We start from the raw sequence: 21,634 nt of genomic DNA, 5'->3' as shown, positions 1-21,634 counted from the left end.
AATCTGATTTGTGATTAAAATAGTTAGTTTTTTAGTTTGTTTATTTGATTGTTAAAGTGCCAAAGGTTCCCCAAACTATGGCACTTTTTCTATTTTAGTACCAACGCTTTTTATTCTTCTTTGCGTTATCTGACTTTCTTGAACTTTTCGGCTTTGCTTTTCCACTTCTTTTATTTGAAGTAGTTTGCTGCTTTTCTGATGTGTCGTTTTTGTCTTTCTTCGGAGTTCCTTTCCATGGAAAAGGATGATCCTCCATTGTTTTTACATTAGCTCTGGTTAATTTAAGAATGTCTTTCCAATAGACTTCTTCATCTTTGGAACAAAATGAAATAGAAAGTCCGCTATTACCGGCACGACCAGTTCTTCCAATTCGGTGAACATAAGTTTCCGGAATATTGGGTAAATCAAAATTAATGACAAAAGGCAATAATTCGATATCAATACCACGAGCAGCCACATCAGTAGCCACTAAAATATCAATTTCCTTATCTTTAAAAGCATTTAAAACTCTTTGACGGGCACTTTGGGATTTGTCACCGTGAATGGCTTCTGCTTTGAAATTATTTTTCTGTAATGATTTAGCAATATTATCTGCACCGTGTTTTGTTCTAGAAAATACCAAAACATTTTTCAAATCTTCCGTTTGCAATAAATGCAGCAGTAATTGTTTCTTTTCCGGTTTATCAACAAAATAAATTTGCTGACGTACCATTTCTGTTGTTGAAGATACTGGGGTTACCTGAACGGTTTCAGGATTAGTTAAAAATTGTTCCGCTAATTCTCTAATGGCTAGCGGCATTGTTGCAGAAAATAATAATGTCTGACGGTCAGCAGGAGTGAGTTTGATTATCTTCTTAACATCATTAATAAATCCCATATCAAACATTTGATCCGCTTCGTCTAAAACCAAATGATGTAAGTGAGTCAAATCTACAAATCCTTGTTTATGTAAATCGAGCAATCTACCTGGAGTAGTTACTAAGATGTCTATTCCTTTTCTGAGTTGATCCACTTGTGGTACTTGTGATACTCCTCCAAAAATTGTTAATTGTGTAGTATTAATATATTTTCCATAGGTCGCAAAAGCTTCACCTATTTGAATCGCTAATTCACGAGTAGGAGTAACGACAAGAGTTCTGATTTTTTTTCCTTTACTAGCTTTACTTACAATAGGATGTAAATGACTTAAAATAGGAATGGCAAAGGCTGCAGTTTTACCCGTTCCAGTTTGTGCACAACCCACCAAATCATTGCCGTCTAGGATAACCGGAATGGCTTTTTGTTGAATAGGAGTGGGAGTGGTGTAGCCTTCTTCAGTAACGGCGAGTAAAACACTTTTGGAAATAGATAAATCTTGGAACTGCATATAAAAAAATTTATGCAAAGATAATCTAAATTAGTTACCCGAATGCGCCTTAATGAAATCGGTTACTAAGTATCCAATAAGTTTACCAATTAAATGATTGTTTTTTTCTTCGCCTAAACTAGGTGCTCCTTCACAAATATGTAAATACGATGCGTTTTTATGTGAGCCAAAATAATGAATGAACTGCCGTAATTCTTCTACAGAAAAACCACTCAGTGTCATTGCACTAGAAGCAATACCGGGAATGGCATCTAGGTCGATTTCAATTCCGAATGTGTCTTGTTTGATGAAATCCAATGCTTGATACAACTCTTGTGTAAATGTTTTCTGTTGTCTGATTTTAATTTCATCATAGGTATTGTAGCGAACCCTATCTTTTAGGCTTTTTAAGTTCTCTATTACACTTTTAGAAGAATAACTTTCGTGTAATCCGAAGATATAATAATTTTTAAGAAACCCTTCGTCATAAGCATAGGAAAAACCATTACCACTATGTCTGCCTTCCAAAATTCTGAAATCGGAATGTGGGTCAAAATTAACTGCGTTGATGGGTTTCCCTTTGGCCAAAGCAGTTCCCTTGATGTTTCCATAGGCATTATTGTGTCCGCCACCAATGATAATTGGAATTTTACCAGCTTTTACAATATTGAAAATGATATGTGAAACTTCTTTGTCAATTTGTTCTACTATTTTGAATAATTTTTTTCGGTCTTCAGGATCGTTTTCGTTTAGATTCTCGGCTGCATCCATTTCTTGTGAAGTGTCAACATGCCCTAATATTAAGATGGAACTTCCTTTGCAAAATTTATTATGTTGGATGTTAGCGATACTTGCAACTGCACTTTTCCATGCAGTTTGTGCTCCAGGTCTTCCCAAATTGGCACGAATTCCTACATCTTCCGGAATCCCCAGAAGTACAAATTTCGCTTCGCAATTCGTCATGAATTCAGCTACATTTTCGTCTTTGGGAACCACAAACATTTTCTCCCCAAACTTGACTTCACCGTTTCTGAAATTGGTAATTTTTGCTAAATCTGATTGCTTAAACCGAATTAAATTCTCCATTGATGTTATAATCTTGTGTTCCAAAAATACTATTTTTATGTAAACTTGCGTTATTATTTGATATCTTAAATAAAAAATATAAATTAGCACGTTATAACAATCCAAAAACCAAAACTTTAATCATGGAAAAACCAAAAAGTAGCAACTCGGGCTTAAAAGCCATTATAGCTATTTTGGCATTATTATTAATGGGAAGCTTAGCTTACATGTACAAATTAAGTACAGATAATACGAATACTATTGCCCTTTTAGAAACAGAGAAAGCAGATGTTCTAAAAGATTTGCAAACTTCAAAAACCGCGCTTGATGATGCCATTGCTTCAAATACAACACTATCAGAAGAATTAATTGCGGAAAGAGATAAAGTGCAGCAATTAATGGCTGAAGTAGAAAGATCGAAGGGTGATGCTGGAGCAATAGCTAGATATAAAACTGAAGCTGCTAAATTGAATAGCCGAATCGCCGCTCTAATGAAAGAGGTCGATGTACTTAAGAAAGAAAATACGAAACTGAATACTAAAATAGACAGTACGAATGTAGTGTTGAATGATTCCAGAAAAGCCAATGATACGCTAGTTTCTCGTAATGACTATTTGACAAAAACAATTGAAAAAGGAGCTAAGTTATCAGTATTGAACTTACAGACTACTGCTGTTAAACAGAAAAGTTCAGGTAAACAAATTGCAACAGATAAAGCGAGTAGAGCAGACGTTTTGAAAGTAAGCTTTATGATTGCAGAAAATCAAATTGCCAAGTCTGGTGACAAAACCTATTATGTTCAAATAATTGATGCTAAGAATAATGTTTTAGGAGATAAGAAAACTGAAATGTTTGGAGAGAAAGCATTAACGTATAGTTTTATAAGTACTGTGAAGTATGAAAATAAAACAGTTAAAGTTGAAAAAGATTTACCAGTAAGTGATATTTCTGAAGGCAATTATTTCGTATATATATTTGATAAAACAGAATTGGTATCGAAATCAAGTTTTGTATTGCGATAGTACGATACAATAACATAACTCACAAACAAAGGGCTGCTTATTTCTAAGCAGCCCTTTGTTTGTAAGAAAGTAATGAGAAATCAGATGTTTGACAGATTTATAGGTTTTGTGTCGATATTTTTATAACAATACTAAAATAAAATGTTATTTTTGTACTGTATTAATGAAGTAAATATTTGATTTCAAGATATAGTAATGTGAATATTAATATGGGTTAGAAAAAAATCCCTCTCAAGTAAATGAGAGGGATTTTTTATTCTGCTAAACTTTTATAGATGACATATTGCATAGCATATATTATCGGCATTGTAAATACCAGACCAATACAAAACGCAATCAATCCAACTAGCGAAAGTATATAAACTATTACTAATAAAACCAATACAATAAAGAATTTAGGAGCAGTTAATCGTATACTGTCTTGAATGGCTTTCAAAAAGTTACACTCATTAAATAATACTAATGGTAAAGCTATAAATGTTAAGATACCTATTGGAAAAGTAATGAGAATAGCTATTTTGTTTCCTATTACTGGAAAACCATAAGTTAAGAAATTTGAGATTAAAGAATTTACTAAAGTTAGTACCGAAACTGTTAATACAATAGGTACAAAACGTGAAGAATTTACATAATACCCAATTGAACTTATTTTTACTTCTTCATTATGATCTGCATCATGAGCCATTTTTAATATTCCGGCAATGAACGGACTCACTAATGCTGTAATCAATGTAAGTACACCCGAATACATCAAATTAGTTTGTAAAGATATATTTTCAGGTTTAAAATTTTTCATTTCTTCAGATAACGTTTCTAGATCAACAAAAAAACCAATTCCAGTAAAAAGAACGACAAAAACTACCATCATAATAATTAGTAATGCAATACCGCCTGGAAGTGCTATTTTTTTATAAATTTCAAATGCATCATTGATTGCAACACCAATATCAAGTGCTTTATTAGGGTTTCGTTCAAATTTTTCAAAGTCTTCAAATTCACTCATAGTTGTTTTTAATTATATCCAGTTTAAAATTCGTTTGATCATTTTTAGTTTTCCTTGATATGGTGCATAACGAAGCGGAATATCAATCCAGTTGGGTTTTTTAATCACTGATTTTTTATGAGAAAAGGTATCAAATCCCAATTTACCATGATACGCTCCAATTCCTGAATGCCCAACACCACCAAACGGCAATCGTTTATTGGCAAAATGAATTAAGGTGTCATTGACACAACCACCTCCAAAAGCATATTTTTCCAAGACTTCTTTTATGAAAGCTTTATTTTCCGAGAAGATATATAATGATAAAGGTTTTTCGTATTGTGCGACAGTTTTAGCAATATCTTCTTTACGCTCATACGAACGTATCGGTAAGATTGGACCGAAAATTTCTTCTTGCATCAGTGCACTTTCCAAGAAAGGTTCGTCAACAAGTGTAGGAGCCAGGTATAATGTTTCTTCGTTACTTTGACCGCCATAAATTATATTCTGGTTTTCAATCAAACTTACTTGTCTACGCCAGTTCTTCAAATTAACAATTCTTGCTAAATCTTCCGATTCTTCAGGGTTTTCTCCCAAAGCGCTTTCAATTTCTTTGATAATATGATGAATCAGTCGTTGTTTGATTCGGTAATGTACTAAAAGATAATCGGGAGCAATACAGGTTTGTCCTCCATTGAATAACTTACCCCAAACAATTCTTTTAGCTGCTAATGGTAGGTTTGCGGTTTCATCAATAATGCAAGGGTTTTTTCCTCCCAGTTCCAATGTAACCGGTGTAAGATGTTCTGCGGCAGCTTTGGCTACAATTTTGCCTACAGGAACACTTCCGGTGAAGAAGATATAATCCCAGCGCTTTTGTAACAAATCCTGTGCAATCGTATAATCACCAGTAACCACTAATGCTTGCCTTACATCGAATGATTCTCTCACAATTTTAGAAACCAATGCCGATGTGTATGGAGTAAGTTCCGATGGTTTTAATGTGACACTGTTTCCAGCGGCTATTGCAGCAACTAATGGCGCTATTGCCAATTGAAAAGGATAATTCCACGGAGCAATAATTAGCACTTTACCGTAGGGTTCGGTGTAAATATAATCCGATGATGGAAAATTGAGTATCGAAGGTAGAACCCGTTTCGGTTTAGCCCAAGAGTTTAAGTTTTTGATGGTATTTTTAATATCGGAAATAACATAAGCCGTTTCCGAAATGACACTCTCAAATCGCGGTTTTCTGAAGTCTTTGTGCAAAGCATCCAGAATTTCTTCTTCATGGATGATGACATTGTTAAGCAGCTTTTTCAATGCTTCTTTTCTTTCAGAAACAGAAGGAATAGTTCTCATAAAAGAATATTTTTTCTAAAGATAAAAATTATATTGATTTCCAAATCACATCATCGGGAACCGGAGCGATTATTTCAAGGTTTTCTTTGGATACAGGATGTACAAATGTCAGTTTTCTAGCATGAAGATGAATGCCACCGTCAGGATTGCTTCGGTCAAAACCATATTTCAAATCACCTTTTATCGGACAACCAATAAACGAAAGTTGCGAACGTATCTGATGATGTCTTCCTGTATGTAAATTGATTTCCAAAGCAAAATAATTAGTCAGCTTTGCTATGATTTTATAATCCAAGCTCGCTTTTTTGCTTTCCGGAACTTCTTTCAAATGTGCTTTGGAAGTATTGTTCTTCGGATTTCTTTTTAAATAATGCACCAAGTTATCTTCCGCTTTTGGAGGTTGGTTTTTCACCACCGCCCAATAGGTTTTTTGGGTTTCTCTTTTACTGAATAGCTCATTCAAACGAGTCAAAGCCTTACTGGTACGTGCAAAGACTACAATACCTGTTGTAGGTCGGTCCAAACGATGCACTACACCTAGAAATACGTCTCCAGGTTTATCATATTTAGCTTTGATGTATTCTTTAACAACGTCGGATAAAGGCTTATCACCGGTTTTATCACCTTGTACAATATCGCCTACACGCTTGTTCACCACTATAATATGGTTGTCTTCGTGAAGAACTTGTAAATTATTTTTATTTGAAATTTCTTTCATTTAGGACTACTTAGACTGCTTAGACTTCTTAGAATATTAGAGTTTTATTGTTGAAAGGAATTTGGATATCATTTTAGTTATTTCATCCAATTGATTAATTAATAATTGTAGTTTATTTTGTTCAATGAAATTTAAATCTGAAGCAATTAATAATTGTGTTTCAATTTCGTAACAGGAACCAATTGCTATTTCAAGAAATCTTGAGAAATCTTTATTTGAATTTCTGGACGAGCCTTCAGCTATATTAGAAGGGATTGAGACAGAAGCTCTTCTGAGTTGATTAGTGATTCCAAACTTTTCATCACTTAGGAAAGTTGAAGTGACGGTATAAATTTCAGAACAAAATAATCTGCTTTTTTTCCAAACCGCTAGTTCTTTAAATTGGTGCATATATTTTTGTATGGCTTATAATTGAAATTTGTAAATATTTAAACAGAATAGTCTAGGCAATCTAAAGCTCTAAGTAGTCTAAAAATCTAAAAGGTCTAAGATGTCTAAATCAATATTGTTCATTTGCGTTAGGAAAATCCTTCGATTTCACATCAGTAACATATTGCCCGATAGAAGTAGTCATGTCTTCATACAAGTTCATGTAACGTCTCAGGAAGCGCGGACTGAATTCGTGTGTCATTCCAATCATGTCATGTAAAACTAAAACCTGACCGTCAACACCACCACCGGCACCAATCCCAATTACTGGAATTGAGATGCTTTCGGCAACTTTTTGCGCTAATGCAGCAGGAATCTTCTCTAATACCAATGCAAAACATCCAATCTTTTCCAATAATTGAGCATCTTCAATTAATTTGTCTGCTTCCGCATCTTCTTTGGCGCGAACAGTATACGTTCCGAATTTATAAATGGATTGAGGTGTTAATCCTAAATGACCCATCACCGGAATTCCAGCTTGTAGTATCTTCTTAATCGATTCTTTGATTTCCTTGCCACCTTCCAACTTTACAGCATGACCGCCACTTTCTTTCATCACACGGATAGCCGAACGTAAGGCTTCTTTGGAATCCGATTGGTACGAGCCGAAAGGTAAATCAACTACGATTAACGCTCTTTCTGCAGCACGAACCACAGAAGACGCATGGTAAATCATCTGATCCAAAGTAATAGGTAAGGTCGTCTCATGACCTGCCATTACATTACTGGCTGAATCACCCACTAGAATTACATCTACACCTGCAGAATCAACAATCTTTGCCATGGTATAATCATAAGCAGTCAACATTGATATTTTCTCGCCATTGGCTTTCATATCAATTAAGGATTTAGTGGTAATTCTTTTATAATCTTTTTTAGCTGTAGACATAACTCTTGTTTTTTGTTTGAGATGTAAAATTAGTACAAAATATAAAATACCGTAACAATTTTGTTACAATTGCTACTTATGCTAATAAAATCAATCAATATGAAACAATTTATTTTACTGTTAGCGTTCTGTTTTACGATAGGTACTCAGGCACAACAAAACGAAGTGGAAAATACTATCAAAGACTTTTTTATTGGTTTCCATGCCAAAGACACCACTAAGATAAAATCAGTGTGTCATGACCGAATGGCTTTACAATCGATCATTGAAGGAAAAGCGGGTATTAAATTAGTAGACGAGAAAGCAGCCGAATTCATCAAGTCCTTCGCCTCATTCCCAAAAGATTTACAATTTGAAGAGCGCATTTTAGGTTATTCGATTCAAGTGGATGGTGCTATGGCGCATGCCTGGACACCTTATGAGTTTTATTTGAACGGTAAATTAAGTCACAAAGGAGTTAATGCTTTTACCTTATTCAAAGAAAACAATACTTGGAAAATCATTCATCTTATTGATACCAGAAGAAAGTAATTCCAAATCTTTATAAAATCTTTATATCTCTTCTCGGATATATTATATTTTACTTACAACTATCGACGTAACTTTGTCAAAAATTAACAGTAATGGACAAGTTATTTCAAAAGACAGATCTTAACCAATATGCAATGAGCATTCTATCGGTTGTGGCTGTCTCTTTATTATGTCTTTTCATTAGAGATGTAATAGAATATAAAATTATAGGGTATATCCTTCTTGTTCTGGTTTCTTTTCAAGCTATTTTCTTTGAATTGAAACCAGTTCTTATGGGTGCAATCTTAAGCGCTCTTGCTTTGAATTTTTTATTCATTAAACCGTACTACACTTTACACATTGACAACGCAGAAGATACTTTTCTGTTAATTCTTTTCTTTATTATCGTATTGATTAATGCGGTGCTGACGAACAAGTTCAAGAGAATGCAACGCGCTATTCAAATCAAGGAAACGAGAATCAGTACTTTAAAATTATACAATACATTACTCGATTCGCTTTCTCATGAATTACGCACTCCAATTGCGGCTATTATTGGTTCAATTGATACTTTGCAGCAAAAGGATGTTCGTTTGCCGGAGGAAATGCAGGATAAATTGCATCATGAAATTGAAAAGGCTTCCATGAAACTGAATTATCAGGTTGAAAACTTGTTAAACATGTCCAGACTGGAATCGGGTTATATTCATCCGAAGATGGACTGGTGTGATGTACGCGAAATTATTTACGGAGTTTGTGAGCGTTTGTCCGATGATTTGAAAGAGCATAAGGTGGTTTATGTAATTGATGAGAATCTGCCTTTGTTTAAATTGGATTATGGATTGATGTAACAAATTATTCATAACTTAGTGTTCAACTTCTCACAACATACACCAAAAGGTGCAACCGTAAAAATCAAAGTAGAATATGATGTGGATGTTGATTATGATATTCATATTGAAATGATCAAACAATGCATCATTACTATTTCTGATGATGGTTATGGTTTTCCTAATGGGGAAATAGACAGGGCTTTTGATAAGTTTTACAGGTTTAAAGAATCAAAAACAGGTGGAACCGGATTAGGATTGTCTATTGTTAGAGGATTTGTTGAGGCACAAAACGGAACGATTTCTTTGCATAATGCAGAAGATGGCGGAGCAGTGTTTACTTTACTATTCAATGTGGATTCTTTACCTATCAATTCTTTAAAAAATGAGTAACGCTTTTTCGATATTAGTAATTGATGATGAAATCCAAATCAGAAAACTGCTGGAGATTTCTTTGGAAGCCAATGACTATAAAGTACATTTTGCAGTTAATGGTAAAGAAGGTATCGTTATGGCTGCCAGTCAGCAACCGGATTTGATTTTACTCGATTTAGGTTTACCCGACGAAGACGGACAAAATATTCTCACGCAATTGCGCAGCTGGTTCGTGAACCCAATTATTATTCTCTCCGTCAAAAGTGCAGAAGAGGAAATCGTTAAAGCACTCGATAATGGGGCCAATGATTATTTAACTAAACCTTTCCGAACACAGGAACTATTGGCGCGAATTAGAACAGCTTTGCGTGGTAAAGCAAACAATAGCAAACAATCTATAGTAACTATCGGAGATTTAACCATCGATTACGCTTCCCGATTGGTTACCATTGATGAAGCAGTCATTAAGTTCACCGCAACGGAATACAATTTACTGGTACTTTTAATTAAAAATGACGGAAGGGTTTTAACCCATCAGTACCTACTGAAAGAAATCTGGGGTCAGAGTTATTCTGACCAAACACAATACCTTAGAGTGTTTGTGGCGCAACTCCGAAAGAAAATAGAAAAAGATCCTAACCGCCCGAAATACATTATCACCGAATCGGGCGTAGGCTACCGATTTAGTTCAGGATAATCAACTTTCTACGTACTGCATAATCTAAATCATTACGAATAAAATTCATCGTGATCAGGCTTTGCTATGCCTTGAAATCACACCAAAAATCACGCAATAAATTAATTAATCTTTTTAAAAATGAATAAGGAAACAATTCAAAAAGTCTCAGCGGCTTCTCTTCTTGTTGCTCTCGGAATTATTTACGGAGATATAGGTACAAGTCCGCTATATGTAATGAAATCAATCATTGGTGACCGTCAAATAACCGAGTTACTGGTATATGGAGGAATATCATGTGTTTTCTGGACACTGACTTTCCAAACTACATTCAAATATGTTTTACTTACTCTTTCTGCAGATAATAATGGGGAAGGAGGCGTTTTCTCTCTGTACGCTTTGGTACGACGTTTCGGAAAAGGAAAATTAATCATACCCACCATTTTAGGCGCAACTACATTGTTAGCCGACGGTATTATAACCCCGCCCATTTCTGTTGCCTCTGTAGTAGAAGGTTTGGAAGCTATCGTTCCTAATTTACCTACCATACCTATTGTAATTATGATTCTTTCCGGATTATTTCTCTTTCAGCGATTTGGTACGCAAAAAGTAGGTTACTTTTTTGGCCCGGCTATGGTGGTTTGGTTCACCATGTTGATGGTATTGGGCGTTTCTCAAATTGTGCATCATCCGGATATACTGAAAGCATTGAATCCAATATATGCTTATAAGCTATTAGTAGAGTATCCTCAGGGGTTCTGGTTATTGGGTGCAGTGTTTTTATGTACAACTGGCGCCGAAGCGTTGTATTCTGATCTTGGGCATTGTGGTAAAGAGAACATTCGTATCACCTGGATCTTCGTTAAAATTGCTTTACTGACCAACTATTTGGGTCAAGGCGCTTGGTTGATGCACCAAGGCAGTGATTTTTTAAATGGTCAGAATCCATTTTATGAAATCATGCCGCAATGGTTTTTGTTAATCGGAATTTGTATTGCAACAGTGGCGGCAATTATTGCATCACAGGCATTGATAAGTGGTTCGTTTACATTAATCAATGAAGCAATATCATTGAACTTTTGGCCAAGGGTGGCGCTTAAAAACCCAACCAATTTAAAAGGTCAAATCTACATTCCTTCTGTCAATACTATCCTTTGGATTGGTTGCGTATTAATGATTTTGTATTTTAAGAATTCGGCACACATGGAAGCGGCCTATGGTTTCTCTATCACTATTGCCATGTTGATGACTACTTTGCTCTTGTCGTATTATTTGGTATTCATTAAAAAGATGAAAATGGGCTGGGTGGCTGTAATGCTTTTTGTTTTTGCAGTGATTGAAGTTTCTTTCTTTATTGCGAACGTAGTTAAAATCAAAGAACGATGGATGTTCTTGTTCTTTGAACTTTTCATCTTCATGGTGATGTATGTTTGGTATTACTCCCGAAAAATCAATAACCGTTTCCTGAAGTTTACCAATTTGATGGAGCAAACGCCATTGCTAAAGGAGCTGAGTGAAGACGATTCGATTCCGAAGTATTCTACGCATCTAATTTATTTGTCCAAAGCAGACAGAACGTATGAAATAGAAGAGAAAATCATCAATTCCATATTTGCGAAACAACCGAAAAGAGCCGATGTGTACTGGTTCCTCCATATTAATAGAACCAATGAACCTTTTACACTGAACTATGAAGTGGTTGAAATTCTGGATGACAAAGTAATTAAAGTCATATTGAATGTAGGTTTCCGTGTACAGCCTAAAGTTGAGCTTTACTTTAAGAAAATTGTCCAGGATTTGGTAAGCAAAAAAGAACTCAACCTCCACATTCGTCCTGACGGCTCCACAAAGTACAATGCTGAACCCGATTTTAAATTTATCATTATCGAAAAATTCTTATCTGTTGAGAATGACTTCGAATTCAAAGACGGTTGGTTGTTGACTTCCTACTTCTGGCTGAAACGTTTGTCCATCTCTGATGAGAAGGCGTTCGGATTAGATAAAAGCGATGTGTCCATCGAGAATGTTCCCATGATTTATTCGCCGGTTTCAAATGTTGACTTAAATAGAAAATAAATTTACTTTTGCAAAATGAAAATAAAATTAATCCCCGTTCTATTCAGTTTAAGTTCTTTTTTCTTTACTGAACGTCTTTTTTCACAAGACACTACACAAACCTCGAAACCTAAAATTGAAATCTCTGGTTACATCGATACCTATTATTCGTATGATTTTAGTGAACCCGTTACCAAAGTTAAATTGCCGTTTTCGTACAGCTACAATCGCCAAAATGAATTCAATATCAATATGGCTTTATTAAGAGCGTCTGTTAGCTATGAGAATGTATATGCTAAACTTTCGGTACATGCCGGAACCTATGTGGATGAAAATTATGCATCAGAAGATTTGAAATTGTTGAATGAAGCATACGTTGGTGTGTATCTGAATAAGTCACAAAAAACAGCTTTAGAAGCAGGTATTCTACCGAGTTATATTGGATTTGAAACGGCAACTTCGCACTCGAATTTAACGGCAACTCGTTCAATTTCTGCGGAAGCATCTCCGTATTTCATGACTGGTGTAAAATTAAACCATCAGTTTTCTGATCAATTATCAGGATCGATTTTGTTAACCAATGGCTGGCAACGTATCAATAAAGTAGATAAAAAATTAGCACCGGCATTCGGAACGCAATTGGTGTATAAAGCCAACGAAACTTCAACGCTAAACTGGAGTACTTTTGCGGGTAAAGAAGCCTACGGTACTGTTTTCGGTATGCGTTATTTCAGTGATTTGTACTGGGACAAAGCATGGAGTGCTAAGTGGAGAACTATCTTAGGGTTTGACTTCGGTGCTCAGGATATCGCAGCGGAAGGTCAAGAATACAAAACATGGTGGACACCAACATTGATTAACCAGTTTACACTTTCTGATAAGTGGCAAATGGCACATCGTATTGAATACTTCCAAGATAAAGATAACGTGATAGTGACTGCAGGTGTGCCTTTCGAAACTCTAGGGAATTCATTGAACTTTGACTTTCTTCCGAATTCTAGAATGAAAATCAGAACCGAAGGAAAATGGTACCGTGCAACGGAATCATTGTTCGACTTAGGTACTAAGAAAGACAACTTCTCGGTTACGACTACCATGAGCTTCGAATTCTAATTTCGAAGAAGACACTTTATACAGTTAGATAGTAACAAAAGGCATCAAAGGAGCAAAACAAGCTGCTTTGGTGCTTTTGTGTTTTATGTCAAAATGAGAACTAGTTATTAAGTAACGTGAACTATAAACTAAAAGTTGTGAACTAGTTATTAAGTAACGTGAACTATAAACTAAAAGATGTGAACTAGTTTCTTTGTAACGAGAACTACTAATTAAGTTTGGTGAACTAGTTATTAAGTAACGAGAACTACTAATTAAGTTTGGTGAACTAGTTATTAAGTAACGAGAACTACTAATTAAGTTTGGTGAACTAGTTACTAAGTAACGAGAACTACTAATTAAGTTTGGTGAACTAGTTATTAAGTAACGTGAACTAATTTATCTTTAAACAGCACTAAGGACTAAGTACTATGGACTATTTTATCTTTAAACAGCACTAAGGACTAAGTACTAAGGACTAATTACTGCTAATTCATAACTCCTAATTAGCTTCGCTCTGTTCGCCTCTTTCTACGGCGAGGCTCGGGTCATAACTTATAATTTCTCAGAAGAAAAACATCTGCTACATATCCTAAGCCTGCACCTAATGAATAATAAATCAAATCACTCCAAAGAAAACCTTGTCCAAGTATATACTTCCCGAGTAAGGTTCGACGTAAAGTAACCATCCATTCATACTGTAAAATCTGCTGGAATTCGATAGCAAAGCAGAGTAGGAGAGCGATACTGAAAACGAAAGAAGACTTCTTATTCGGTAAAAGAAAGCGTACGATGCAATACATCATGACCGCATACAAAACATCGCCAACAAATAAAGGAATACTACCGAATGCTCTTGATGCAATACCTAATACAATAATGAAAAGGATACAACAGAAGTAAGTCAAGCGCGTTTTTACCATTAACAATCGGCCATGTTTACTGCTACTGCAAGTCCACCTTCTGAAGTTTCTTTGTATTTATTGTTCATGTCTTTGGCGGTTTGCCACATCGTATTGACTACTTTGTCCAGAGGGACTTTTGCGTTTTTCGGATCAGTTTCCAAAGCCAATTCAGCAGCGTTGATCGCCTTAATAGCTCCCATGGTGTTTCGCTCTATACAAGGTATTTGCACTAAACCACCGATGGGGTCACAGGTTAATCCCAAATGATGTTCCATAGCAATCTCGGCAGCCATTAAAACCTGTTCCGGAGTTCCACCCATTACTTCGCAAAGTGCAGCCGCAGCCATTGCTGAAGATACACCAATTTCTGCTTGGCATCCGCCCATTGCAGCTGATATAGTTGCTCCTTTCTTGAAGATACTTCCAATTTCTCCGGCTACCATTAAGAATTGTTTGATTTGCTTGTCATCGGCAGCATGGTTTTCAATTACCATATAATACATTAAAACCGCTGGAATTACACCTGCACTTCCATTTGTTGGTGCAGTAACCACACGTCCTAAAGAAGCATTAACTTCGTTCACCGCTAACGCAAAACAGCTTACCCATTTTAGAATTTGACGGAATTTCACTTCAGTTTTACGAATGGTTTCCAGCCATTCCTGAGGCGAATTATAGTTAGCCAAGCCAATCAAGTTTTGGTGCATGTCAAAAGCGCGACGACGAACGTTCAATCCACCGGGTAGTATGCCTTCACTATGACAGCCAATATACATGCATTCCAACATGGTATGCCATACGCGAAGGAGTTCGTTATGTACTTCTTCTTCTGAACGCATCGATTTTTCGTTGTCGTACACAATTTCCGATATTTTACGGTTTTGTTGCTGACAATACTCCAATAATTCAGACGCTAAAGTAATAGGATAAGGGAAAGCACATTTGATTTCCGATTTGGCTGAGGTTGTTTCCTCCTTCACAACAAATCCGCCACCGATAGAATAAAAAGTGGATTCGTAAGAACCCTTATCGTGATAGGCGGTAAATGTTAAACCATTGGCGTGAAAGGGAAGAAAATTTTTATTGAAAACGATATCTTTTTCAATATCAAAATCAATTGTGAATTGATTGTTGAGTTGTAGTTTATGGCTGTTCTTAATGTTTTTGATAATACCATCAATATCCTGTACGGGAATGTACTCGGGATCTTGTCCGCTCAGTCCCAGCATTACAGCCAAATCAGTAGCGTGTCCCACACCTGTTAAAGACAATGAACCGTACAAATCCACCTTTACTCGTGTGGTTTGTTCAAGTAGGTTGAGGTCTTTGAGTTCGATTAAAAATCGTTCTGCGGCACGCCAAGGTCCCAAAGTGTGTGAACTTGAAGGTCCAACACCAATTTTTAACATATCAAATACCGAAATACATTCTTCCATACACTACAACGATTTAGTCTACAAAGATAACGGCTATTTGATAACAAAAAAGTTATAATTTTTTAAAAATGTAGTAAGATATTGTTTTATCCTCTACTTTTGCTGTTCGAAAATGCATTCTCAATGACTAAATTTTTTAGAACTCAGGAATATAAAGTCCTAATTTATAGAATCTTTTTAGCGTATTTGTTTTACTCAATTGCGCGATTATTGTTTTTTTTCTATAATTTCTCTTACCTGAAAGTCGATTCGATTTCAGAATACTTGCGTTTGGCGTATCATGGTTTGGTGTTTGACACCACATCCATTTTATATGTCAACGGTCTCTTTATTTTGTTGTCGGTATTGCCGTTTTGGGTGAATTCTAAAAAGCACTACCAAAGGGTATTGTTCTATGTGTATTTTGCCTTCAATTTTGTGGCCTACGCTACTAATTTTGCCGATTTTATTTATTATAAATACACCTATTCCAGAACGACAATGGCGATTATGGATATCATAAAGCACGAGTCGAATAAAGGGAATATGTTCTTTCGTTTTATAGTGAGTTATTGGCATGTGTATTTGTTGTTTTTCATTATCGCTTATGTATGGATTCGTTTGTACAAACTGATACGAGTGGAAGAAAAACCGGTAGATCATCATGCAAAGTACTTTTTCACATCGACTGTGAGTTTATTGGCTATTGCTACAATTTGTGTGGGAGGAATTAGAGGTGACTTTAAAAAGAGTACGCGTCCTTTGAATATGATTGATGCCAATCGTTATGTTACCAAGCCCCAACACGCCGATATTGTGTTGAATACGCCTTTTTCTTTGATTCGAACCATCGGTAAAACCAGTTTTAAAAAAGTAAGCTACCCGGTTCAAGCCGGTGTTTTGGAGCGTGAGATACAACCGATTAAGCAGTACACAAACAATTCACAATCGACTCCGAATATCGTATTATTCATCACAGAAAGTTACGGACGCGAATATTGGGGTGCGTTCAACAAAGATAGAAACATTAAAAACTATGTGAGTTACACGCCGTTTTTGGATTCTTTGGCTCAGCAAAGTAGGATTTATTCGAATGCCTTCGCAAACGGAAGTAAGTCCATCCACGGAATGTCATCCGTAATCTCAGGTATTCCTTCCTTTAGAGATGCTTTTACTTCTTCGCCGTATCCAAAACAGAAGATTCAGTCATTAGTATCATGCTTGGAAGAAATGGGGTACGATACTTCATTCTTTCATGGAGCGCCGAATGGTTCAATGGGATTCTTAGGGTTTGGAAATATTTTAGGTTTTGACCATTATTACGGGAAAACCGAATTCAATAATGATGCAGAACACGACGGTGTATGGGGAATCTGGGACGAACCGTTCATGCAGTTTATGAAACAACAATTGGATACCAAGAAAAAGCCATTTTTCAGTACTATTTTCACGGTTTCCTCACACGAACCTTATATTGTACCAAAACAGTATGAAGGCAAGTTCCCGAAAGGAACCAATAAAATGCATCAATGTGTTGGCTATACAGACTATGCTTTTAAGAAGTTTTTTGAGTCGGCAAAGAAGCAACCTTGGTTTAAGAATACGATTTTTATTATTACTGCCGATCATGGTAATTTAACCGGTTATCCGGAATACGAGAAAGTGATCAATCGTCAGGCGGTACCAATCTTGATTTACAAACCTGACGGAAGTTTAAAAGGCGATCATAAAGAGTTGGCGCAGCAAATTGATATTTACCCAACGGTCTTGGATATGGTTGGCTATAATAAACCGTTCAGAAGTTGGGGAAGAAGCTTGGTAGGTGATGCGAAAATCAAACCTTTTGTGGTGAATTTCAGCGGAAACCAATACCAATTTCAAAGAGGAAATTATATCTGTATATTTGATGGTAAAAAGGTTACCGGCTATTATGATATCAATGACAAAGGCTTAGAAAGAAATCTGATTGCCAAACCTAATGCCGAAATGTTGGAGACAGGAGAAGCTTGTAAAGCTTTCTTGAAAGACTATTTTGAACGCATCATCGATCAAAAATTATATTATCAATAAAATGAAAAAGAAATTAGGAATTTTAGTTGTCTTTGTGGTCCTTATTGGAGTAGGGAAGTATGTATACGATATGCATATCAACCATAACTTCGAAACGATTACGGAAGGAAAAGTATACAAAAGTGGTGTAATACCTCCCGATGAAATTGAAGACTACGTAAAGAAATACAAAATCAAGAGTATTGTCGATTTACGTTTCCCAGGTACGGGAGATGATGTGAACAATCCTGAGATTCCAGAAGAGTTAACAGCAGAAAAGAATGCTGTTGAGAAAATTCCGGGTGTGAACTATTTTAACAATGGTTCTGATCAGGTACCGAAGCAGCAAAATTTGGATCGCTTCTTTGAGATTATGGACAAGCCTGAAAACTATCCCGTGCTAATTCATTGTTACCATGGTGTTGGACGTGCTGAAATGTATTCGGCGCTTTACAGAATTGAATACGAAGGGATGGATCGTGATGAAGCAAGAACGAGTACCCGCTTTTTAACAAAATGGAGTTCCTTTGATTTAGGGAAACCAAAAGGCGATTTCCTTCATGCTTATGAATCCAGAAAAGAGAAAGCAAAAAAATAAAAGAGAAAGTCCCAAAATTTGGGACTTTTTTTATTGTAGTTGGGAATAGGCGATTAAAGCGATAGACAGCAATGAAAAAGCAATTCCAACATAATTTAGAGGGGAGAGTTTTTCTTTAAAATAAGCAACCCCAATTAAGCTTCCCAATAGTATAACGCCCATATTCATTCCGATAAATACAGTAGAAGGATTCGAGGACAAGGATTGATGTGCTTTTATGTAAAAGAAAATATTTCCGAAGTTGAGAAGTCCGGTTGCAATTCCCCAATACATATTTTGAATGGCAAAGCCTTCCTTTTTGGACACAATGTAATAGCTGGCAATAAGTGTTGCAATGAGAAAGGCACCACCAAAAACAAGAAGAAGCAATTCTGTGAATTGTAGTTCTCCAATGGTAGCCACCTTTTTGAATAGGATGTCTATAATCCCAAATCCGAATAAAACCAATAGTAAGAAATAGTTTTTTCGCCAATCCGATTCGTTTTTTTGTTTTCTATAGAACGTAAAAAAGATAGCGATGAAGGCGAGAGTTAAACCTAAATTTTTATAGGCATTGAACACTTCTTTGGCAATAAATAACGAAAAAGAGATGGATATAAATAAGGACAAACGTTGAGCAATGTCTGTTTTTACAATACCGGAATATTTGATGGCTTTCGCCTGAAAGACAAATACAATAGGTAAAAGAAAAATAAGACTTCCAGTTACAAAAGCGGTTTTTATACCAAAGTTGGTTTTTAGTTGTGGTTTAAAAAATAGAACCAAAGAAAGTAAAGCGAAAACATAGTTCCAAGCTATGATTTGATAAATACTCAGGTTTTTTTTTCGGGCGATTTTGAAAAGTACCCCTACTAAAACACTGCAAATAATACTGAAAAGAATATAATACATTGTTAAATTTTATTCAAAGATAGGAATCCATTACACGAAGTGCAATTTTAAATAGTAATGAACGTTATCTGTGCAGTATAACGTAAAAACCTGTAGTTTAAATTGTAAAATTTGGATGAAAGTAATTATTATTGTAAATTGATAGAAATTAATAGGTTATCACGTGAAATTTTCAAATAAAGCAAATGTCAAATTGGGTTTGTCTATGATGTTGCACAGGCTATCATGTTGCTTTTTTCTTATTATTTTCTTTTTTACTTCTTCAGCTTTTGCAAATCAAGAACAAACGGCCATCGATCCTGCCGTTTTGAATGAATTTGAAAAGGCCAAAAAGCTATTGAGTCTAAATGACTATGAACATTATCAGAAAGGTTCTCATTTGATCAATGAATTAGAAAAAAAACTGATTAAGTCCAATAATTACGATCAGTTGCTTTATCTGTATTTAGAGATTTCCTATTTCTATGTATCTACATTTGATTATGCGACCAGCAAGAAAGTGTTAGACAAAGTAGAACGAGTTTTAGACAAACACAACAATAATTGTATTCGAGGCGAATATTATGAGCATTTGGCAGTGTTTTATAATTCCCAAGGGAATGAAGCCTTAGATGAAAAATACACCTTACTTTCGGAACAGTATTTGAAGAAATATGCGCCATTAGAGAAGCAGGTGGATATGTACTATAATCTGACTTTACTGTATTTAAAGAAAGAAGATTGGAACAAAACATTGGAAAATTCGTTGAAATACCTAGAAGTAAACGAAAAGACCAATGGTGATCCGGACCAACCGGAAACCAACTTGTTTATTGCTGAATGTTATTATCATTTGAACAAAATTGATGATGCATTAAAGTATTTGGCAATTGCTGATAAATCTAAAGCTTTTCAAAAACAAGATGATGATTACTTATTGCATTCCCGCTATTTTACAATTTTAGGGAAGATTAATGAAAAGCTAAAAAACTACAAAGAAGCGACCGAAAATTTCAAAGCAGCAAATGATTTTTTAAAAAAGCGACTTATTTATCGCGTGGTGAAGATGAATCTTTCTTTGAATCAACAAAGAGAATTGGAGATTAAAAACATCGAATTCCAATCTATTATCAAACAAAATCAGCTTAAAAGTGAAAACGTCAAATACAAGAATTATCTTTTGATTCTTTGTTTGTTTACTATTATAACACTAATTGTATTGTTGTATTTTCAGTATCGAAATGCCCGATTCAAAAGTTCAACCAATGATTTACTCAACGAAAAAAACGCAATGCTTCATCAGGTAAATTCCGAATTGGAAACAGCCCTGAATATCAAGAAGAAATTATTGGATACCATTTCGCATGAGTTGAGAACCCCGATTTATACTTTAAATGGTTTGTTGCATTTAATGGAAGAAGACAAAAGCAATTATGATAAGAATATAGAACAATTGCAGGCTTCAGTTCAAAATCTGTATAGTTTATCTGGAAATATAATCGAAATCAATGTTATTGACAGTTTTGAAAAAGAATATGTTCCAAAGAAAGATATTGTTCAATTAAAGGAATTGCTTGGTAAAATTCTTACCCTCGTAAAAAAGAACAGAACCAATAATAATATCGATTCGTTGGTTTTTGATGCGACAATACCATCACAATTAGTTTTTGATGAGGCAAAACTTTATCAGGTATTGTTTAGTCTGATTGATAATGCGTTTAAATTTTCAAAAGACGGAAGCGTAATCGTGGAAGCTAAGAAATTAAGAGACAATGAGGATACAATAGAAATTCAATTCATTATAAAAGACACCGGTATAGGAATTGAAGAAAATATTAAAGAGAAAATCTATGATTTGTTCTTTCAAGGTTCGGATAAAATCAACTACGAATATGGAGGTTCCGGATTGGGGCTGACCCTGGTTAAAAAGACATTGGCTTTATTTAATAAAACTATTTTTATAGATTCGGAGCCAAACAAAGGAACTACCATTTCTTTTTCCCTTGATTTTGAGAAATACCATGAAGATCCTACAACAATTCAAGTTCCGAAAGAGATACTTGATCCCTCTTCGGTCAAAATTCTTTTGGTAGAGGATAATAAAACCAATCAGTTAATCACACAAAAAATCATAACTCGTAAAGGGTATACTTGCGATGTTGCCAATGATGGTTTGGAAGCTTGTAAGATGGTTGAATTGAACAATTATGATTTGATTCTGATGGATATTATGATGCCAATAATGGACGGATTCGAAGCCTCCGATCATATTTCGAAACTAAAACCATCGATACCCATTGTTGCATTAACAGCGATTTCCGAAGAAGTGAACAAGGAATTATTCTCTGCATCCAGAATTAGAAAAGTGCTCAGTAAACCGGTCGATGTGGAGGAATTGTATGAAACAATTGTATATTTTGTAACTAAATAAAAAAAACGCTCAATTT

At 35.3% G+C, this 21,634-nt stretch carries 20 protein-coding genes; 10 read left to right on the top strand and 10 right to left on the bottom strand.

The window, feature by feature from the left end; genetic code table 11:
• Positions 1–94 precede the first annotated feature (94 nt).
• Both ACS8MM_RS03650 and ACS8MM_RS03645 read right to left on the bottom strand, forming a co-directional pair.
• Positions 95–1,366: a DEAD/DEAH box helicase gene (locus tag ACS8MM_RS03650; protein WP_379713132.1), complete on the bottom strand. Its 1,272-nt coding sequence runs from the start codon at positions 1,364–1,366 to the stop codon at positions 95–97.
• A 30-nt stretch (positions 1,367–1,396) separates the two neighbouring features.
• Positions 1,397–2,431 carry a formimidoylglutamase gene (locus ACS8MM_RS03645; RefSeq protein WP_379714990.1) on the bottom strand — a complete coding sequence of 345 codons (1,035 nt, stop codon included), beginning with the start codon at positions 2,429–2,431 and terminating at the stop codon, positions 1,397–1,399.
• A 122-nt stretch (positions 2,432–2,553) separates the two neighbouring features.
• Between ACS8MM_RS03645 and ACS8MM_RS03640 the strand changes: the two genes are divergently transcribed.
• On the top strand, positions 2,554–3,432 hold the full coding sequence (locus tag ACS8MM_RS03640; RefSeq protein WP_379713130.1) for a hypothetical protein: 879 nt from the start codon (positions 2,554–2,556) through the stop codon (positions 3,430–3,432).
• A 253-nt stretch (positions 3,433–3,685) separates the two neighbouring features.
• Here the strand turns inward: ACS8MM_RS03640 and ACS8MM_RS03635 are convergent, their stop codons facing one another.
• The 5 genes from ACS8MM_RS03635 to panB form a co-directional block, all read right to left on the bottom strand.
• Complete coding sequence (locus tag ACS8MM_RS03635; RefSeq protein WP_379713128.1) at positions 3,686–4,435, bottom strand: hypothetical protein; 750 nt, start codon at positions 4,433–4,435, stop codon at positions 3,686–3,688.
• A gap of 12 nt (positions 4,436–4,447) precedes the next feature.
• A complete protein-coding gene (locus ACS8MM_RS03630; protein WP_379713126.1) occupies positions 4,448–5,776 on the bottom strand; it encodes an aldehyde dehydrogenase in 1,329 nt (442 codons plus the stop codon).
• 28 nt (positions 5,777–5,804) lie between these two features.
• Entirely contained in the window at positions 5,805–6,494 is a 690-nt protein-coding gene (locus ACS8MM_RS03625; RefSeq protein WP_379713124.1) for an RluA family pseudouridine synthase, read from the bottom strand.
• A 36-nt stretch (positions 6,495–6,530) separates the two neighbouring features.
• Complete coding sequence (locus ACS8MM_RS03620; protein WP_379713122.1) at positions 6,531–6,884, bottom strand: four helix bundle protein; 354 nt, start codon at positions 6,882–6,884, stop codon at positions 6,531–6,533.
• Positions 6,885–6,993: 109 nt separating this feature from the next.
• Positions 6,994–7,812 carry a 3-methyl-2-oxobutanoate hydroxymethyltransferase gene (gene panB, locus ACS8MM_RS03615; protein WP_379713120.1) on the bottom strand — a complete coding sequence of 273 codons (819 nt, stop codon included), beginning with the start codon at positions 7,810–7,812 and terminating at the stop codon, positions 6,994–6,996.
• Between the two features lie 99 nt (positions 7,813–7,911).
• Between panB and ACS8MM_RS03610 the strand changes: the two genes are divergently transcribed.
• The 6 genes from ACS8MM_RS03610 to ACS8MM_RS03585 all read left to right on the top strand — a co-directional run bounded on the left by ACS8MM_RS03610 (position 7,912) and on the right by ACS8MM_RS03585 (position 13,371).
• The gene (locus ACS8MM_RS03610) at positions 7,912–8,343 is read left to right on the top strand and encodes a nuclear transport factor 2 family protein (RefSeq protein WP_379713118.1); all 432 of its coding nucleotides are present in this window, start codon (positions 7,912–7,914) and stop codon (positions 8,341–8,343) included.
• A 92-nt stretch (positions 8,344–8,435) separates the two neighbouring features.
• On the top strand, positions 8,436–9,173 hold the full coding sequence (locus ACS8MM_RS03605) for a sensor histidine kinase (protein WP_379713116.1): 738 nt from the start codon (positions 8,436–8,438) through the stop codon (positions 9,171–9,173).
• Positions 9,174–9,176: 3 nt separating this feature from the next.
• Entirely contained in the window at positions 9,177–9,545 is a 369-nt protein-coding gene (locus ACS8MM_RS03600; protein ID WP_379714988.1) for a sensor histidine kinase, read from the top strand.
• Complete coding sequence (locus ACS8MM_RS03595) at positions 9,538–10,224, top strand: response regulator (RefSeq protein WP_379713114.1); 687 nt, start codon at positions 9,538–9,540, stop codon at positions 10,222–10,224. The genes ACS8MM_RS03600 and ACS8MM_RS03595 overlap by 8 nt, the downstream gene beginning before the upstream one ends.
• 120 nt (positions 10,225–10,344) lie before the next feature.
• Positions 10,345–12,279 (top strand): KUP/HAK/KT family potassium transporter, encoded by a 1,935-nt coding sequence (locus tag ACS8MM_RS03590; RefSeq protein ID WP_379713112.1) that lies wholly within the window; start codon positions 10,345–10,347, stop codon positions 12,277–12,279.
• A 15-nt stretch (positions 12,280–12,294) separates the two neighbouring features.
• Entirely contained in the window at positions 12,295–13,371 is a 1,077-nt protein-coding gene (locus tag ACS8MM_RS03585; protein ID WP_379713110.1) for an outer membrane beta-barrel protein, read from the top strand.
• A gap of 527 nt (positions 13,372–13,898) precedes the next feature.
• On the opposite strand, the gene ACS8MM_RS03580 is transcribed toward ACS8MM_RS03585, so the two are convergent.
• Together ACS8MM_RS03580 and ACS8MM_RS03575 are read right to left on the bottom strand one after the other, a co-directional pair.
• Positions 13,899–14,273, bottom strand: coding sequence for a DUF2809 domain-containing protein (locus ACS8MM_RS03580; RefSeq protein ID WP_379713108.1), 375 nt, complete (start codon positions 14,271–14,273; stop codon positions 13,899–13,901).
• Positions 14,273–15,691 carry an L-serine ammonia-lyase gene (locus ACS8MM_RS03575; protein ID WP_379713106.1) on the bottom strand — a complete coding sequence of 473 codons (1,419 nt, stop codon included), beginning with the start codon at positions 15,689–15,691 and terminating at the stop codon, positions 14,273–14,275. Before ACS8MM_RS03575 ends, ACS8MM_RS03580 begins: the two co-directional genes overlap by 1 nt.
• Positions 15,692–15,814: 123 nt before the next feature.
• On the opposite strand from ACS8MM_RS03575, the gene ACS8MM_RS03570 reads away from it, so the two are divergent.
• Together ACS8MM_RS03570 and ACS8MM_RS03565 are read left to right on the top strand one after the other, a co-directional pair.
• The gene (locus ACS8MM_RS03570) at positions 15,815–17,740 is read left to right on the top strand and encodes an LTA synthase family protein (RefSeq protein ID WP_379713104.1); all 1,926 of its coding nucleotides are present in this window, start codon (positions 15,815–15,817) and stop codon (positions 17,738–17,740) included.
• A 1-nt stretch (position 17,741) separates the two neighbouring features.
• Positions 17,742–18,317: a dual specificity protein phosphatase family protein gene (locus ACS8MM_RS03565; RefSeq protein WP_379713102.1), complete on the top strand. Its 576-nt coding sequence runs from the start codon at positions 17,742–17,744 to the stop codon at positions 18,315–18,317.
• A gap of 30 nt (positions 18,318–18,347) precedes the next feature.
• Here ACS8MM_RS03565 and ACS8MM_RS03560 read toward each other — a convergent pair whose 3' ends face one another.
• The gene (locus tag ACS8MM_RS03560; protein WP_379713100.1) at positions 18,348–19,208 is read right to left on the bottom strand and encodes an EamA family transporter; all 861 of its coding nucleotides are present in this window, start codon (positions 19,206–19,208) and stop codon (positions 18,348–18,350) included.
• Positions 19,209–19,371: 163 nt separating this feature from the next.
• Between ACS8MM_RS03560 and ACS8MM_RS03555 the strand changes: the two genes are divergently transcribed.
• Positions 19,372–21,618 carry a response regulator gene (locus ACS8MM_RS03555; protein WP_379713098.1) on the top strand — a complete coding sequence of 749 codons (2,247 nt, stop codon included), beginning with the start codon at positions 19,372–19,374 and terminating at the stop codon, positions 21,616–21,618.
• Positions 21,619–21,634: the final 16 nt, after the last annotated feature.

It is taken from the genome of Flavobacterium sp. MAHUQ-57 (assembly GCF_051908335.1).
GTDB lineage: Bacteria > Bacteroidota > Bacteroidia > Flavobacteriales > Flavobacteriaceae > Flavobacterium.
Note: the sequence above shows the minus strand (reverse complement) of the source record. Positions and strands in the feature narration are given on the sequence as shown.

Bases quoted from the DNA above. Each gene is read 5' to 3' on its own strand.
- ACS8MM_RS03645 (WP_379714990.1), bottom strand. From the start codon at position 2,431: ATGGAGAATTTAATTCGGTTTAAGCAATCAGATTTAGCAAAAATTACC.
- ACS8MM_RS03610 (WP_379713118.1), top strand. From the start codon at position 7,912: ATGAAACAATTTATTTTACTGTTAGCGTTCTGTTTTACGATAGGTACT.
- ACS8MM_RS03620 (WP_379713122.1), bottom strand. From the start codon at position 6,884: ATGCACCAATTTAAAGAACTAGCGGTTTGGAAAAAAAGCAGATTATTT.
- ACS8MM_RS03565 (WP_379713102.1), top strand. From the start codon at position 17,742: ATGAAAAAGAAATTAGGAATTTTAGTTGTCTTTGTGGTCCTTATTGGA.
- ACS8MM_RS03625 (WP_379713124.1), bottom strand. From the start codon at position 6,494: ATGAAAGAAATTTCAAATAAAAATAATTTACAAGTTCTTCACGAAGAC.
- ACS8MM_RS03580 (WP_379713108.1), bottom strand. From the start codon at position 14,273: ATGGTAAAAACGCGCTTGACTTACTTCTGTTGTATCCTTTTCATTATT.
- ACS8MM_RS03630 (WP_379713126.1), bottom strand. From the start codon at position 5,776: ATGAGAACTATTCCTTCTGTTTCTGAAAGAAAAGAAGCATTGAAAAAG.
- ACS8MM_RS03585 (WP_379713110.1), top strand. From the start codon at position 12,295: ATGAAAATAAAATTAATCCCCGTTCTATTCAGTTTAAGTTCTTTTTTC.
- ACS8MM_RS03640 (WP_379713130.1), top strand. From the start codon at position 2,554: ATGGAAAAACCAAAAAGTAGCAACTCGGGCTTAAAAGCCATTATAGCT.
- panB (WP_379713120.1), bottom strand. From the start codon at position 7,812: ATGTCTACAGCTAAAAAAGATTATAAAAGAATTACCACTAAATCCTTA.
- ACS8MM_RS03570 (WP_379713104.1), top strand. From the start codon at position 15,815: ATGACTAAATTTTTTAGAACTCAGGAATATAAAGTCCTAATTTATAGA.
- ACS8MM_RS03650 (WP_379713132.1), bottom strand. From the start codon at position 1,366: ATGCAGTTCCAAGATTTATCTATTTCCAAAAGTGTTTTACTCGCCGTT.
- ACS8MM_RS03605 (WP_379713116.1), top strand. From the start codon at position 8,436: ATGGACAAGTTATTTCAAAAGACAGATCTTAACCAATATGCAATGAGC.
- ACS8MM_RS03560 (WP_379713100.1), bottom strand. From the start codon at position 19,208: ATGTATTATATTCTTTTCAGTATTATTTGCAGTGTTTTAGTAGGGGTA.
- ACS8MM_RS03595 (WP_379713114.1), top strand. From the start codon at position 9,538: ATGAGTAACGCTTTTTCGATATTAGTAATTGATGATGAAATCCAAATC.
- ACS8MM_RS03590 (WP_379713112.1), top strand. From the start codon at position 10,345: ATGAATAAGGAAACAATTCAAAAAGTCTCAGCGGCTTCTCTTCTTGTT.
- ACS8MM_RS03635 (WP_379713128.1), bottom strand. From the start codon at position 4,435: ATGAGTGAATTTGAAGACTTTGAAAAATTTGAACGAAACCCTAATAAA.
- ACS8MM_RS03575 (WP_379713106.1), bottom strand. From the start codon at position 15,691: ATGGAAGAATGTATTTCGGTATTTGATATGTTAAAAATTGGTGTTGGA.